15 protein-coding genes are annotated in these 16350 nt (G+C 38.3%); 7 read left to right on the top strand and 8 right to left on the bottom strand.

What is annotated here, in order from left to right; genetic code table 11:
- Positions 1-375: 375 nt before the first annotated feature.
- Entirely contained in the window at positions 376-1428 is a 1053-nt protein-coding gene (gene omp38, locus ACLCEG_RS14535) for an outer membrane protein Omp38 (RefSeq protein ID WP_151740921.1), read from the top strand.
- 127 nt (positions 1429-1555) lie between these two features.
- On the opposite strand, the gene ACLCEG_RS14530 is transcribed toward omp38, so the two are convergent.
- From ACLCEG_RS14530 to ACLCEG_RS14510, 5 genes are all read right to left on the bottom strand, one after another.
- Positions 1556-1714, bottom strand: a complete 159-nt coding sequence (locus tag ACLCEG_RS14530) for a hypothetical protein (RefSeq protein ID WP_004705737.1) — start codon at positions 1712-1714, stop codon at positions 1556-1558.
- A 3-nt stretch (positions 1715-1717) separates the two neighbouring features.
- Positions 1718-2923, bottom strand: a complete 1206-nt coding sequence (locus tag ACLCEG_RS14525; RefSeq protein ID WP_410568033.1) for an RtcB family protein — start codon at positions 2921-2923, stop codon at positions 1718-1720.
- Positions 2924-3200: 277 nt separating this feature from the next.
- Complete coding sequence (locus ACLCEG_RS14520; RefSeq protein ID WP_004705739.1) at positions 3201-4661, bottom strand: amino acid permease; 1461 nt, start codon at positions 4659-4661, stop codon at positions 3201-3203.
- 21 nt (positions 4662-4682) lie between these two features.
- A complete protein-coding gene (locus ACLCEG_RS14515; RefSeq protein WP_077162416.1) occupies positions 4683-5696 on the bottom strand; it encodes a class I SAM-dependent methyltransferase in 1014 nt (337 codons plus the stop codon).
- A gap of 65 nt (positions 5697-5761) precedes the next feature.
- Positions 5762-7120: a uracil-xanthine permease family protein gene (locus ACLCEG_RS14510; RefSeq protein WP_410568030.1), complete on the bottom strand. Its 1359-nt coding sequence runs from the start codon at positions 7118-7120 to the stop codon at positions 5762-5764.
- 178 nt (positions 7121-7298) lie between these two features.
- Between ACLCEG_RS14510 and typA the strand changes: the two genes are divergently transcribed.
- Positions 7299-9134, top strand: coding sequence for a translational GTPase TypA (gene typA / locus ACLCEG_RS14505; protein WP_004705742.1), 1836 nt, complete (start codon positions 7299-7301; stop codon positions 9132-9134).
- A gap of 256 nt (positions 9135-9390) precedes the next feature.
- Entirely contained in the window at positions 9391-9822 is a 432-nt protein-coding gene (gene mscL, locus ACLCEG_RS14500; RefSeq protein WP_004705743.1) for a large conductance mechanosensitive channel protein MscL, read from the top strand.
- Positions 9823-9873: 51 nt separating this feature from the next.
- Here mscL and ACLCEG_RS14495 read toward each other — a convergent pair whose 3' ends face one another.
- Positions 9874-10575, bottom strand: a complete 702-nt coding sequence (locus tag ACLCEG_RS14495) for a hypothetical protein (protein WP_004705745.1) — start codon at positions 10573-10575, stop codon at positions 9874-9876.
- A gap of 221 nt (positions 10576-10796) precedes the next feature.
- On the opposite strand from ACLCEG_RS14495, the gene ACLCEG_RS14490 reads away from it, so the two are divergent.
- On the top strand, positions 10797-11150 hold the full coding sequence (locus ACLCEG_RS14490; RefSeq protein WP_039253185.1) for a gamma-glutamylcyclotransferase family protein: 354 nt from the start codon (positions 10797-10799) through the stop codon (positions 11148-11150).
- Between the two features lie 10 nt (positions 11151-11160).
- Here the strand turns inward: ACLCEG_RS14490 and ACLCEG_RS14485 are convergent, their stop codons facing one another.
- Complete coding sequence (locus ACLCEG_RS14485; protein ID WP_410568028.1) at positions 11161-11451, bottom strand: peptidylprolyl isomerase; 291 nt, start codon at positions 11449-11451, stop codon at positions 11161-11163.
- Between the two features lie 19 nt (positions 11452-11470).
- The gene (gene mutM, locus ACLCEG_RS14480; RefSeq protein ID WP_410568026.1) at positions 11471-12295 is read right to left on the bottom strand and encodes a bifunctional DNA-formamidopyrimidine glycosylase/DNA-(apurinic or apyrimidinic site) lyase; all 825 of its coding nucleotides are present in this window, start codon (positions 12293-12295) and stop codon (positions 11471-11473) included.
- Between the two features lie 75 nt (positions 12296-12370).
- Here mutM and ACLCEG_RS14475 point away from each other — a divergent pair, with 75 nt between their 5' ends.
- From ACLCEG_RS14475 to ACLCEG_RS14465, 3 genes are all read left to right on the top strand, one after another.
- Positions 12371-12937 carry a DNA-3-methyladenine glycosylase gene (locus tag ACLCEG_RS14475; RefSeq protein WP_004705748.1) on the top strand — a complete coding sequence of 189 codons (567 nt, stop codon included), beginning with the start codon at positions 12371-12373 and terminating at the stop codon, positions 12935-12937.
- A 132-nt stretch (positions 12938-13069) separates the two neighbouring features.
- Entirely contained in the window at positions 13070-15202 is a 2133-nt protein-coding gene (locus ACLCEG_RS14470) for a TonB-dependent receptor family protein (protein WP_410568024.1), read from the top strand.
- A 9-nt stretch (positions 15203-15211) separates the two neighbouring features.
- Entirely contained in the window at positions 15212-16321 is a 1110-nt protein-coding gene (locus tag ACLCEG_RS14465) for an NADH:flavin oxidoreductase/NADH oxidase (protein WP_086497375.1), read from the top strand.
- The last annotated feature ends 29 nt before the right edge of the window (positions 16322-16350 follow it).

Raw genomic sequence — 16350 nt, 5'->3', positions numbered from 1 at the left:
AAACCTTAATATATGTATAAATAGAGCAATTTTATGTTTTCTGACAATGATTTATATTATTTTTTATAATAAGGAAACACAAAATTAAATAAGGGTTATCAGTTGACTAGAATACTGGTAAAATCACCGCAAGCGAAACAAAGAAGTTATTCATTTTTGCTAGTTGAGTAAAAAATTACCGAATTACAACGGAAATTGTAAGTAATTTTGTCAATAATTTACTTGATTAAAATTATCAAGCACTTGGAAAGTTTATCAAGTGTTTGTATGATTCAAATGTGAATAGCTTAAAAATAATACTGGGGTAAAAATATCTCAGGGGCCAATAAATTTAGGCTGAGCTTGAACAACAATTGTTATCTCTGGAGGATATCCATGAAATTGAGTCGTATTGCACTTGCTACTATGCTTGTTGCTGCTCCATTAGCTGCTGCTAATGCTGGCGTAACAGTTACTCCATTATTGCTTGGTTACACATTCCAAGACAGCCAACACAATAACGGTGGTGACAAAGGTAGTTTAACAAATGGTCCTGAGTTACAGGACGATTTATTCGTTGGTGCAGCTCTTGGTGTTGAATTAACACCATGGTTAGGTTTTGAAGCTGAATATAACCAAGTTAAAGGTGATGTAAACGGCGCTTCTGCTGGTGCTGAATACAAACAAAAGCAAATCAACGGTAACTTCTATGCTACTTCTGATTTAATCACTAAAAACTACGACAGCAAATTTAAGCCGTATGTATTGTTAGGTGCTGGTCACTACAAATACGACTTTGATGGCGTAGATCGTGGTGCACGTGGTAACTCTGAAGAAGGTACTTTAGGTAATGCAGGTATCGGTGCGTTCTATCGCATCAACGATGCTTTATCTCTTCGTACAGAAGCTCGTGGTACTTATAACTTTGACGAACAATTCTGGAACTATACAGCTCTTGCTGGTTTAAACGTAGTTCTTGGTGGTCACTTGAAGCCTGCTGCTCCTGTAGTAGAAGTTGCTCCAGTTGAACCAACTCCAGTTGCTCCACAACCACAAGAGTTAACTGAAGACCTTAACATGGAACTTCGTGTGTTCTTTGATACTAACAAGTCAAACATCAAAGACCAATACAAGCCAGAAATCGCTAAAGTTGCTGAGAAGTTAACTGAATACCCTAACGCTACTGCACGTATCGAAGGTCACACAGATAACACTGGTCCACGTAAGTTGAACGAACGTTTATCTTTAGCTCGTGCTAACTCTGTTAAATCAGCTCTTGTAAACGAATACAATGTTGACGCTTCTCGTTTGTCTACTCAAGGTTTCGCTTGGGATCAACCGATTGCTGACAACAAAACTAAAGAAGGTCGTGCTATGAACCGTCGTGTATTCGCGACAATCACTGGTAGCCGTACTGTAGTAGTTCAACCTGGTCAACAAGCTCAATAATTTGAGTTTCTGAACAGTAAAAAAGCGACTCGTTAGAGTCGCTTTTTTTATTGCGATTTTTAAAATATTTTTTCATTTTATATCTCCTCAATAATACCTATTCAGTTAATTGTTTATAGATAAGTTTTTACCAAACACCTTTTTTTAATTGCTGTTTAGTATCTTGTCTATCTCGACGATGCTGTGCACGAGGTTTTTCTGTCTCATGCATACCACCTTTTTGAAGTAAAGGGGACAGAGCTACGTGGTTACGGACCTTAATTTTTGGCATTTCTTTAATTTTCATGTTTTAACCTTTAATACATAAAACTTGTTTAAGTGTATGAACCACTTCAATAAGATCTGATTGGTTCGCCATGACTTCATCAATATCCTTGTAAGCACTTGGGATCTCATCGACAACGCCACTATCTTTACGGCACTCAATACCTTTAGTTTGCTCAATTAAGTCTTGTTGATTAAAAAGAATTTTTGCCTTGCTACGACTCATTTTACGCCCAGCGCCGTGAGAACATGAACAAAAAGACTCAGGATTAGCTTTTCCTCTAACAATATAAGAGCGTGCTCCCATAGAGCCAGGAATAATTCCTAACTCATCTAAACCTGCTCTAATCGCCCCTTTCCTGGTAACTAAAAGATTTTCACCAAAATGGGTTTCTCGACTTACATAATTATGATGACAATTAATTGCTTCTTTTGTCATTTGAAACGAGGGTAGAATAGGTCGGATTGCTTCTAAGACTAATCGCATCATTTCTTTACGATTTTCAAAAGCATATTCTTGGGCCCACTCCACAGCTTCTACATAATCATTAAAACTGTTTGAACCTTCAGCAAAATAACTTAAGTCTTTATCAGGTACGTGTCCAAAGCGATGTTGTGCTTCTTTCTTGGCGAGCTCAATAAAATAAGTACCAATGACGTTACCAAGTCCTCGGCTACCTGAATGTAGCATTACCCATACATCTTGATTTTCATCAATACATAACTCTATAAAGTGATTGCCACCACCTAATGTGCCTAATTGTTTTTGCCAAGTCGCATCGAACTGCCGAAGCATTCGAATTAAACCAGGATGCTTTTTTACAATTGGTTGTAAACGCTTTTCGAGTGGAATAATACTCGATGCTTTAGCTTTGATCTGCTTGTGTAAAGCAAATCCAACTGGTACTTTACGTTCAATTGCATCACGCAATCGACTCAAGTTATCAGGAAGCTGTGAAGCCTTTAGACTTAAACGAATTGCATTCATTCCACAGCCAATATCTACACCGACTGCAGCTGGGATAATGGCATGTTTGGTTGGAATAACACTGCCTACAGTCGCGCCTTTTCCTACGTGAACATCTGGCATAACTGCAATATGTGAATAGATAAATTGCAGTTGAGCCATTTTCTTGAGTTGTTCGATACTTTCACTATCTATATCTTGAGTGAAAATTTTAACGGGAACACCGAAAAGTGCTTCCTCATTTAATATTTTTTGTATGCCCATAATTTTTCTCTTATTTTTCTGTCCGAATAGGCGTAAAAAAACCTAGCGAATGCTAGGTCTTAAATTTGAGCATTCGGACAAGTGAAGTGAATTTGTACACTTGTCCGTGAGCTGACATCGTGCCAAATTATTTAATCTGTTTTACCTTGTAGTGTTGGCATGATGTCCTCCTTATTTAAAAGCGCCGTTGAAAATCTGAACGGCATTTTACCTGTTTTTAACTAAAGATCAAGCTTTGGATCTTCAGCTTACTTTAATTAACGACTTAAACTTACTGTTAATCTTGCTCTGGCTTTACATTCATTTTGTCGTAACTAATTAATTTAGTTTTATATTTCCATTTATATCCGAGCCAAATTACTAAGAATAAAGGCAAACTAATATAAGTAGAAAGTAAGCCGATCCAATCAATTTTTCCACCCAAAATAGCTTGATAATTTTGGCCTAAGATAATGATTGAACACAGAATGAATGCGAACCAAGGTGCAAATGGGAAAAACTTGGCACGATATGCTAAATCTTCAAGTTTATACCCTTGAGCAATATAACCTTTGCGGAAACGATAGTGTGAAATTGCAATACCTAACCAGACAATAAAACCACACATCCCTGACATGTTAAGTAACCAGTTAAAGACTTGTTTTTCACCAATAAAAGTCGTTAAGAAACAGAATGCAGCAATAAATGTCGTTGCATATAGCGCATTCATTGGAACACCGCGATTATCTAGTTTTGCAAACCATTTTGGTGCACGGCCTTGTTGAGCCATATCAAATAACATACGGGTAGAAGAATACATGCCCGAGTTACCTGCCGACAAAATAGCAGTCAAAATAACCGCGTTCATTAAGCTCGCAGCGAAAGCAAAGCCTACCTTTTCATAAAGCAAGGTAAAAGGAGAAAGGGCAACATTTTCTGTTGTTGCAGCTTGTAATAAATTTGGATCATCATAGGCGATAAGTGTGCCGATAATGAAAATACACAAGATATAGAATAATAAAATTCGCCAGAAAATCTGTTTAATTGCAAGTGGAATAGTTTTCTTTGGATCTTTCGATTCACCCGCAGCAACACCCACCATCTCGGTTCCCTGAAATGAGAACCCTGCAATCATGGCAACCCCAATCATAGCCTGCAAACCACCCACAAAAGGTGCGTCTTTGTAAGTCCAGTTGCCAAAAGTAGCTACGCCCGGTGTCAACATGAGCTTAATTATCATGGCGATACCGATGATAATGAAGGCAATAATTGCAATAACTTTAACCATTGAGAACCAGAATTCGCTTTCACCGAAACCTTTTACACTCATTGCGTTAATCATGAAAATGATAACGAGGAAAAGGGCACTCCAGTAAAATCCGGGAATATCTGGAAACCAGAATTTCATAATAAACTGTACAGCAACAAGTTCAAATGCAACCGTAATTGCCCAGTTGTACCAATAATTCCAGCCTAGAGCGAAACCAAAGCCATCTTCAACATAGCGACTGCCATAGGTAAAAAATGCACCAGATGTTGGGGTATGAGTCGCAAGCTCACCTAAACTGGTCATTAAGAAGTAAATCATAATACCAATAAGAGAGTAAGCGAGTAGAGCCCCACCAGGGCCTGCGTTTGCAATGGTTGATCCAGAAGCAAGGAAGAGACCTGTACCAATGGAACCACCAATGGCGATCATATTCAGATGACGAGCTCCAAGCTTTCGCTGGAGTTTTTCAGGAGCATGTGTTTCGCTCATGGAGATTCCTTACATAGTTTGTTATGCACAGGCATATAACACCTTAAAGCCTTGAAGATCAGTTTTAATCTCACACTGACCAAAGTGCTTCTCAATTAAGATCGGATAGTTTAAAAAACGGTTTGCTACAATCCATAGCTCACCCGATGCCTTTAAATGTTTTTTAGCGTTCTGGCAGAGTCCTTCACTTGCATCATAGTTGGTATGAATACCTTGATGGAAGGGAGGGTTACTGACAATGGCATCAAGTTCTGTTGGGGCGTCTGCAATTCCTATAACAGGTTGCAATCTCAACTGGTCTGAACCTATTCCATTTCGACTAAAAGTCATTTCCGTTGACCGTAAAGCGAAAGCATCAATATCTAAGGCATGAATAATATTACTTGAATTTATTTTTGCCAAATAACAACTGATAATTCCTGCACCACACCCGAAGTCGGCAATTCTACCTGATTTCACGTCATTAAGATAAGGGAGTAAAACAGCAGTTCCCACATCTAGATGATTTTGACTGAAAACGCCAGGGAGGGCACAAATGGTAAGTTCATGTCCATTTGCTTGAACAGTATAAGTTTTTAACCAGCTTTCAAGAGGTTTGAGCTTTTCAGTTTTCTCAATTTTTAAATGCCATAACTGACAATGTCGAGCGCTATCAAGTTTAAGAATTTTGCCAAAACTTTGTAGTTGTTTAGCAGCTCTTTCAACACCACCTTTTTTTTCACCTACTAAAAAAACTGATTGGTCAGTTTTTAGATGGCTCATCACCACATGCAATATATAGTTTAAAAGCTCTTTTGATTTTGGAACAAAAATTATAGCCTGATCAAATTCTTGTGATGGAAACTCAACCGAGAAATGTGCTGTCGTGCCTGCATTAACAAAGCCTTGATAATCCGCATAATTCCATGTCCAGATTGATGCATCAACCTCAGTAGGTAATTGACTTACCAAAGCGTCATTGGGTGCATTAATCAACAAGAGTCTACCTTTTAAATAGTCTTGTTGTCTTAATACCACTTCACTTCTAGGATCCATGTACATCTCTCATGAAGAAGAATGCCCAGTGGAAACTGGGCAGTAATCAAAAAATTAAAAAAGGGTTATTTATGTATTTCAGGCAGCACAACATTTAAAATTAATGCTGCAATACCGCCTGTTGCTACACCAGAACTAAAAATATTTTTAAATAACTCTGGTAAGTGTTCCAAAATTTGTGGAACTTGAGCAACACCTAAACCTAGTGCAAGTGAAATCGCGATAATTAAAAGGGCACGACGGTCTAAGTGAATAGATGAAAGAATATTAATGCCTGAGGCAGCAACCGCACCAAACATTACCATAACTGCTCCGCCTAATACCGCCTGTGGTACAGCTTGTATCACACCCGCTACCGCAGGGAATAGACCTAATAGAATGAGTAAAGCAGCAATCCAGATCCCTACGTAACGACTCGCCACACCAGTGAGTTGAATAACACCATTATTTTGGGCAAAAACAGAACTAGGGAAAGTATTAAATAATCCTGCAAGTAAGGAGTTTGCGCCATTCACTAACACGCCACCTTTAATGCGTTGCATCCACTGAGGACCATCTACAGGTTGGTTTGAAAGTTTACTGGTTGCTGTGACATCACCAATTGCTTCTAATGAGGTCACCAAATAAATGAATGCCATTGGAATAAATAAGCCCCATGAGAAGCTTAAGCCAAAGTGCATTGGTGTTGGAATTTGAATAACTGGCGCATCTTTTAGACCAGAAAAATCTAAATAGCCCATGAAGCCGGCAAGAATGTAGCCAATGACCAAAGCAATTAAAATAGCTGAGCTTTTAATCCACACTACGCGTATGCGATTTAAAACAATAATAATAGCTAGAACTGTACAAGACATTATAAGGTTATCAGAACTTGCAAAAGTATGATCTTGCATAGCTTGGTAACCACCACCCATACTAATGAGGCCTTCTTTAATAAGCGTTAAACCAATCAGCAGTACAACTATACCTGTCACAAGCGGAGTAATAAGTCTTTTTACCCATGGCAGGATTTGTGACACACCCATTTCAATAAATGAACCAGCGATCACCACTCCAAAAATAGCAGCCATAACCTGATTTACTGGTGTACCTGCGGCAACCATTGCACTCCCAATACCAATAATTGGGCCAATAAAGTTAAAACTAGTACCCTGAACAATGAGTAGACCTGCACCGAAAGGACCAACTTTTTTGCATTGTAAGAAAGTTGCAATTCCTGAAATGACCAAAGACATGGATAAAATCATGTTGGTTTCGGTACGTGAAACACCCAAAGCTAAACAAATAAGAAGCCCAGGTGTAATAATTGGGACAATAATTGCAAGCAAATGTTGAAAAGCAGCTAGAAAAGCCACGAAGGGTTTTGGTCGGTCATCTAGTCCATAAACAAGGTCAAGATGGTCTGGTGATGGTTGATTGGACATGGGAGTAAATACGCCACAATTTCGCAAATTGGCGCTATTCTAATCGAGATACCTATCTTTACAAAACGAAATACAGGCTATTGGGAAATTTTTTTGTCAATGTCAATAAACTGTCACTACTCAAGAGTAGTGTTTTTCTGTATAATTTGCCCTCAAATTTCAGGCGTTTCTAATTTTCATGTCAGATATCAAAAATCTCCGTAATATCGCAATTATTGCGCACGTCGACCACGGGAAAACCACACTTGTCGATAAACTACTTCAGCAATCAGGTGCTCTCGGTGACCGAGCAGGCGAGATTGAGCGTGTCATGGACTCGAATGCGCTTGAAAGTGAACGTGGTATTACCATTTTAGCGAAAAATACTTCTATTACTTGGTTGGATAAGCGTACTGATACAACTTACCGTATCAACATCGTGGACACCCCGGGACACGCCGACTTCGGTGGTGAAGTAGAACGTGTTATGTCGATGGTTGACTGCGTATTACTTCTTGTTGACTCTCAAGAAGGCCCAATGCCACAAACTCGTTTTGTAACGCAAAAAGCCTTTGCTCGTGGTTTGAAGCCAATCGTTATTATCAACAAAGTTGATAAACCAAGTGCACGTCCAGACTGGGTAATCGATCAAGTATTTGATTTATTTGATAACCTTGGTGCAACTGATGAGCAATTAGATTTCCCAATCGTGTATGCATCAGGTTTACGTGGTGTAGCGGGTCCAGCTCCTGAAGAACTTGCAGAAGACATGACTCCGTTGTTCGAAACGATTGTAGACATCGTTGAGCCACCAGCAGTTGACGTTGATGGTCCATTCCAAATGCAGATTTCATCACTTGACTATAACAGCTTCGTAGGCGTTATCGGTGTTGGTCGTATTCAACGTGGTTCAGTAAAATTAAACACTCCTGTTACTGTAATTGACAAAGATGGCAATACACGTAACGGTCGTATTTTAAAAATCATGGGTTACCACGGTTTAGAACGTATTGATGTAGATTCAGCATCTGCTGGTGACATCGTATGTATTACTGGTATTGATGCACTTAACATTTCTGACACGATCTGTGATCCGAAAAATGTTGAAGCATTACCAGCTTTATCTGTAGATGAACCTACAGTATCTATGACTTTCCAAGTAAATAACTCTCCGTTTGCTGGTAAAGAAGGTAAATTCGTAACTTCACGTAATATCCGTGAACGTCTTGATCGCGAATTAATCCATAACGTAGCTTTACGTGTTGAAGACACTGACAGTCCAGACCGCTTCAAAGTATCTGGTCGTGGTGAACTTCACCTTTCAGTTTTAATTGAAAACATGCGTCGTGAAGGCTTCGAAATGGGCGTATCACGTCCACAAGTAATCATCAAAGAAATTGATGGTGAAAGACAAGAGCCTTACGAAAACGTAACGTTTGACGTTGAAGAACAGCATCAAGGTGCTGTAATGGAACAAATGGGTCACCGTAAAGGCGAAATGACTAATATGGAAGTTGACGGTAAAGGCCGTATCCGTATTGAAGCGACTGTGCCTTCACGTGGTCTAATCGGTTTCCGTTCTGAATTCTTGACCATGACTTCTGGTACAGGGATCATGACTTCAAGCTTCTCGCATTATGGTCCTGTTAAACAAGGTACTGTTGCGAAGCGTCAAAATGGTGTGTTGATTTCTATGGTTCAAGGTACTTGCTTGGGCTATGCATTGTTCAGCTTACAAGACCGTGGTCGTTTATTTGCTAAGCCACAGTTAGAAGTTTACGAAGGTATGATCGTGGGTATTAACTCTCGTTCAGACGATATGGTTGTAAACCCAACTAAAGCGAAACAATTAACTAACGTTCGTGCATCTGGTACAGATGATGCTTTAACTTTAGTACCTGCAATTGAATATACGCTTGAACAAGCGCTTGAATTCATTGAAGATGACGAGTTAGTAGAAGTAACACCTAAATCAATCCGTATCCGTAAACGTTACTTGACTGAAAACGAACGTAAACGTAACCGTGATAAATAATTTTTCTTAATTGAAAAAGAAAAAACCGCTAAATTAATTTAGCGGTTTTTTTAATTGTTATATTTGAAATTAAATTAACCTTAAATTCATATTTTTCTTATAAACGAATATGTTGTTAAAGTGTGAGATAGTTTTCTTTTTTTTGATAAAAATATTAAATTATCAATATCATGGCGAGTACTATCTAATTCGATAAGATGCCAATGAAAAAGAAAAATATGACGTGTTTCGGCCCCCGACATCTGGAGATGTTTAGATGAGTATTATTCAAGAATTTAAAGAATTTGCTATTAAAGGCAATATGATGGATTTAGCCATTGGTGTGATTATTGGTGGTGCTTTTGGCAAAATCGTGGACTCTTTGGTGAAAGATATTATTATGCCAATTATCAGTGTAATTACTGGTGGTGGCGTTGATTTTACACAAAAATTCATTGTGTTAGGTGCAAACCCTAACAATTTACAATCTTTGGATGCCTTACAAAAGGCAGGTGTCAATGTATTAACTTATGGTAACTTCCTGACCATTTTAATTAACTTCCTTATTTTGGCTTGGGTTGTATTCTTAATGGTGAAATTATTAAATAGACTTCGCCGTGATAAGAATGAGCCAGAAGCTCCAGCTGCAACGCCTGAAGACGTGCAATTACTGCGCGAAATTCGTGATGAGTTGAAAAAGAAAGCTTAAGCAGATTTAAAATAAAAAACGGTACCTAGTGTACCGTTTTTTATAGTTATTTTAGCGAACTTCTCCAATTAAGAATCTTTCAGTAATTTCATAGCAATTAGAAATAATATCTTGAGTAGTTTGATTATCTGTACAATTCTGTAAGTAATATTCAATTAGAATAGAATTAGAAGGCTCATCGTTATGATATTTAGAAACATTTATGCCAAGTTTTGAAAAATCTTTTTGAGCCTGAAACTCTAAAATTCTGTGTACTCGATCAGACTGTTGTTCAGTTACTGTAGGGATATAAATTTTAAGGGTTTTATCATTTTGTTTAATAATTAAATTTTCTTTAATTTCTTTAATATTATTAAAGAGAGTAAAATTTTTGTTAAATAAATCTTCGACATAATAGTCAAAATCAATGAAATCTAATAAATAAAAATATTGATCGTATTGGTAACTATTACCTTGGAAGTAAGTATTAAAATTATAACTACCTTCAAACTCTCCAGTTCCTTCCTCTTGTACAATAAAACTGTATTCAGGATATTTCTGGCTAAAATTAAGCATATCTTTTTCAAGGCTATACCATTTTACTTCATTTTCAGAGTTACCATCTAAATTAAAGGCATATTCAGCTTCATGATGTGAATTTGATTGTGCATCATCATATAACGCTTGAATGATCTTACGTGTTTCATCACGATTAGCTGGGCGTTTTTCTTCATGCACCCAAACTCGTAAAGATACATATGTGTACATCCCCATTTAAAATTCCTTAGATAAGTAAAATATTTATTAAAGTTAAAAATAAATTCATTAAACTAAAACTACTTATAATTCATTTTATTAGCTTGTAAAATACAATTTATTTTATGCTTAAAGAATACCAAAATGAGAGTATTCTTAATAGTCTTTTTGCATTTAAGTTATCTTAGAAGACTAATTTTTAAAGGATATTAAACTTATATTAGTAAAGGTAAGTTATTATGAATCAGCTATTTGTATATGGCACTTTATGTCCGAATCAAGTTAATGCTCATATTTTAGAACAAATCGATGGTCACTGGATAAAAGCCAGTGTAAGAGGCGTGATTCATATTTTAGATTGGGGTCCAGACAAGGGTTTAAAAGCACTTGAGTTAGATTCGCAAGCCGATTGGATAGATGGTTATGTGTTTAGCACAGAAAAACTTGCTGAAAACTGGCAGATGCTGGATGATTTTGAAGGTTTTCAATACCAGCGTGTCATCGCAGATGTAAAACTAGAGTCGGGTGAATATATTAAAGCCTGGACATATCAAATGAATGCACAGGCTCAATCTACTGAAAACCATAATTAAATTAATGGAATCAGCGTAAGCTGCCCATTCGGAATTTAACTTCTAAAAGATGATAGCCAAACTGGCTCTTAATAGGACCTTGCAACACGCGTTCAGCAGCTGTAAAGACAACTTTGTCGATAACAGGTACTAATTGACCTTTTTTAACTTCGCCAAGTTCACCGCCACGTTTAGCTGAATTGCAGGTGGAATATTGCTTGGCAACTTTGGCAAAGTCTGCACCACTTTGTAGCTTCTTTTTTAGCTGTTCAGCTAAGTCTTTATCTTTGACTAAAATATGTCGGACAATTGCTGTTTGCATGTTGTCTTCCTCCAAAAAATTAAGGCTTTCTCAGCTTTTTAAGTGGTTGGCACTGTGGGCAAAATACACTGGCACGCTGACCGAGTTTTAAATTTTCTAATGGGGTTTCACAGTTAACACACATTTCTCCAGCACGACCATAAGCAAGAAGTGTTTGCTGGAAATAACCATTTTCACCCATAGCATTACTGTAATCGCGTAAAGTTGAGCCACCTAAATCAATTGCCGATTTCAAAATTCGTTTAATCTCGACAACGAGTTTTTCAATTTGTTGTATAGTCAAATCGCCAGCAGGCTGAGCTGGGTGAATGCCTACATTAAATAAGCTTTCAGTTGCATAGATATTGCCTACACCAACCACTACATGATTATCCATGAGTGCAATTTTTATGCCGACAGATTTATTCTTTAGCTTAGAAGCTAAATATTCTGCATGAAAGTCAGTACTTAAAGGCTCTGGCCCCAAAGTATCTATGAGTTTGCCTTGAGTTTCCGAATTAAGCCAAAGGATGCAACCGAAACGGCGTGGGTCATGGTAACGTAACTGCTGATCTTCAAATTGAATAATCAGGTGGTCATGTTTTCTTAGTTCATCATTTGGTTCGGTGAGACGAAAACTTCCTGACATGCCTAAATGCCAGAGCATTTGATCTTGTTCAAACTCTGCCAAAATATATTTTGAACGTCGATTTAACCCAATGAGACGTTGACCAACAAGTTTTTGAATATCATCTGGTATAGGCCAGCGTAAGCTAGAGTTGCGGACTTCTACACTTTGAACTTTTTGATTCAATAAGGGAAATAAACTGGTTTTGGTGGTTTCGACTTCGGGTAACTCAGGCATGCCAACTCGCAGAATTAACAGATATACTGGATTAATCAAGTATAACGTGTGGTATGTAATATTTCAGAGAATACTATGTCAGATATTTTACCATTAAGCTGGTTTCAACGAGAAACTTCAGAAGTGGCTTATGATTTGATTGGCTGTGTATTATGTAAGCGACAGCCCGATGGTCAAATCATCCGTTGCACAATTAGTGAAACAGAAGCTTATTTGGGCGTTCGAGATAAAGCTTGCCATAGTTACAATGATAAACGAACAGCTCGAACTGAGGTAATGTATGGCCATGGTGGTAGTATTTACGTCTACCTAATTTATGGCATGTATGAAATGCTTAATATTATTACTCAAACAGAAGGTGTGCCTGAAGGAGTAATGATTCGGGCTGTATTTTTAAGTAATGCTTCAACCAAAAAAGAATATAAGCTTTTAGCTGGGCCGGGCAAACTGACGCGTTATTTGGGCATTGACCGTAGTTTAAAAGGTCAGACTTTAGGTGAAGAATCTGGACTATGGATTGAAGCAGCCACTAAACAACCAGAAGTTGTTTTAACACCACGTATTGGAATTGACTATGCTGAAGAGGCAAAAGACTGGCCTGAACGGTATTGCTGGAAAGATCATCCATCTTTGAGCCGATAATCCAAATTTAGAAATTAATTTTTAAATAACGATATAGTGTTCTAGATTTACAACAATGCAGATTGAATTCAATATCCAGACAAGACACTGCTTTTTGTTATCATAACTACAATATAAATAAAGGAAATAAGCATGTCCTTATTACGCTTAGACCGACTTCATTACTGTATTTTGATGAGTATGGGCTGTATTTCTAGTCCAATTGTATGGGCAGAAGACCTAAATTCAGACGTTGCCAAATTGCCTACTTTACATGTGGAAGCAACGCGTACCGATACCACTTACTTACAAACACCTGCTTCAGTTTTTCGAATAGATGCACCTCAAGCTGATAGCTCTTCACAAGTGAATTTAACTGAAGTTGTGAAAGGTATACCGAGCTTACAGATTCGTAATCGTGAAAATTATGCGCAAGATTTGCAGCTATCTATGCGTGGTTTTGGTGCACGTTCTACTTTTGGTGTCCGAGGTATTCGTTTATATGTGGATGGTATTCCCGCAACAATGCCAGATGGGCAAGGCCAAACGTCTAATATTGATTTAACTAGTCTCGATCATGTTGAAGTTCTAACAGGTCCTTTTTCCTCGCTATATGGAAACTCATCGGGCGGGACAATTTTAACGTCTACTAAAGAAGGGCAAGGGAAAGATTCAATTGAGCTGAGCTATTCGGGTGGTAGTCACGATAAAAGCCGAGCAGGATTAGTGCTACAAGGTGGAGCAAAGGGTGCTAATGAGCCAAGTTATATTATTAGTTCATCGTACTTCGATACTGATGGTTATCGAGAACATAGCGGTGCAGATAAAATCTTAAATAACGCCAAGCTCAGTTGGAACCTTGATGATGGTAGCAAAATCAACTGGGTGACTAACTATGTCAAAATCAATGCAGATGATCCACAGGGTTTAACACATGACCAGTGGAATGCGAACCCAAAGCAACAAGTGCCTTTTTTAAAGCAATTTAATGTCCGTAAAGACATTGAGCAAACCCAAACAGGGGTGACATGGTCTAAGCCAATTAATGATAAAAATGAACTCTATGCCATGGCATATTTAGGTAATCGACAAGTCACTCAGTATCAATCTATACCTAAATCGACACAAGATGCCAGTATCAATCATGCTGGTGGAGTGATTGATTTTGAACGTAATTATTATGGTGCTGATTTCCGTTGGACAGGTAAAGAACTATTGCCAAATACAACGGTGAGTTTGGGGGTTGCACTCGATGCGATGGATGAGGATCGTAAAGGCTTTGAAAACTTTAATTTAGTAAATGGTCAACCTTCTTATGGCGTCAAAGGTAAATTACGCCGTGATGAAGACAATACTTTGTGGAATATCGACCCATATTTACAAGCTTCATGGCAGTTCTTACCAACATGGCGTTTGGATACGGGTGTGCGCTATAGCAATGTGCATTACAAATCTAAAGATAACTATTTAAGTAATGGCGACGATAGTGGGAAGACCGATTACGATAAAGTTTTACCTTCTGCTGCTTTAAGCTGGCAAATTTTACCTGAACTCATGGCCTATGTAAGTTATGCCAAAGGGTTTGAAACACCAACCTTTACTGAAATGGCATATCAAACTGATACGACAAAAGCAGGTTTTAATTTTGACTTAAAACCATCGACCAGTGATACCTATGAAGCTGGTTTAAAATCACAAAACCAATTAGGTGATTTTACTTTGGCAGTTTTTCAAACTAAAACCAAAAATGACATTGTTTCAGCAGGAAGCTCAAACGGACGTTCTACCTTCCGTAACGCAGACAAAACTTTACGTGAAGGGGTAGAGTTTGCGTGGAACAAAAAGTTGTGGCGAGATTTAACAGCGACTGCAAGCTATGCCTATTTAGATGCAACTTTTGATGCTGATATTCCAGCTTTAGGAAATATTGCTCAAATTCCATCAGGAAATGCGATTCCAGGTATTGCTAAAAACCAAGCTTATGCCTCTTTGGCATGGCAGCCATCGCACGGTTTATATGGTGGTGTAGAAGTACAGTATATGGACAAAGTATACGTGAATGATACCAACAGTGACGCAGCACCGAGCTACAGTGTAACTTCAGCAAATATTGGTTATGCATGGGATTTAGGCGATTGGAAAGTCAAAAGCTTTGCTCGTGTAGATAACCTATTTGATAAAAACTATGCGGGTTCAGTGATTGTAAATGATGGTAATGATCGTTACTTTGAGCCTGCGGATGGGCGTAACTGGAGTGCAGGTTTACGTGTAATTAAACAATTCTAGGAATTTAAAATGGCAAAATTATTTGAAACGGTTAATTTTGATTCACTACAACTAATCAATAGAATTGTAATAGCCCCAATGTGCCAATATTCGGCAACCGATGAAGGAGAAATTACTTATTGGCATGAGCAGCAATGGGCAAATTACGCATTGTCAGGAGCTGGGCTATGTATTGTGGAAGCTACGGCTGTACAAGCGGAAGGTCGAATTAGTTATGCAGATCTTGGACTGTGGAATGACCAACAACGTGACCAGATCAAAACTTTATTGGGGAAAGTTAAAACACTTTCTCCTATGCCATTTGGAATTCAGTTAGCGCATGCTGGACGTAAAGCATCGACTGAAAAGCCTTGGTTGGGTAAAGGCCAAATTGCAAAAAATCAGCCACATGGTTGGCAAACGGTTGCCCCAAGTACAAGTACTTTTTCGGTTCATGATGCGGCGCCACATGCATTAACAATCGATGAAATTAAACAAGTTCAACAAGACTTTGCTGCTGCTGCAAAACGTGCAGTAGAAGCCGGCTTTGAGCTAATCGAAGTACATGCAGCACATGGTTACTTATTGCATCAGTTTTTATCGCCTATAGCGAATCAACGCACAGATGAATATGGTGGTTCTTTAGAAAACCGTATGCGTATGGCGCTTGAAGTACTTCAGGCAATTAAACTCGCGGTGCCTGAAGGCTATCCAGTAGGAGTACGTCTATCTGCAACTGACTGGATGGATGGTAATGAGCAGTGGGATATTGAATCTACAGTTGGTTTATCAAAAGCTTTAGAGCAGCTAGGAGCCGCTTATATTCATGTGTCTAGCGGTGGTTTACATGAACATCAAAATATTACCATTGGAGCGGGCTACCAAGTTCCGTTTGCCGAACAGGTTAAGAAGCATGTGTCTATTCCTGTGATTGCAGTAGGACTGATTACCGAGCCAGAACATGCTGAACAAATTTTAGAAACTCAGCAAGCTGATGCAATTGGCCTTGCTCGTGCTATGTTATATGACCCGCGTTGGCCGTGGCATGCAGCAGCTACATTGGGAGCAAAAGTTAAAATTGCACCTCAGTATTTGCGTTGTCAACCACATGGATTAAAACAGCTTTTTGATTCTTTTTAGTTGATCAGCGGGCAAATTAAGATTTGCCC

The organism is Acinetobacter sp. H1(2024) (assembly GCF_046557555.1).
Classification (GTDB): Bacteria; Pseudomonadota; Gammaproteobacteria; order Pseudomonadales; family Moraxellaceae; genus Acinetobacter; species Acinetobacter seifertii.
This window is presented reverse-complemented; position numbering and strand designations above follow the sequence as displayed.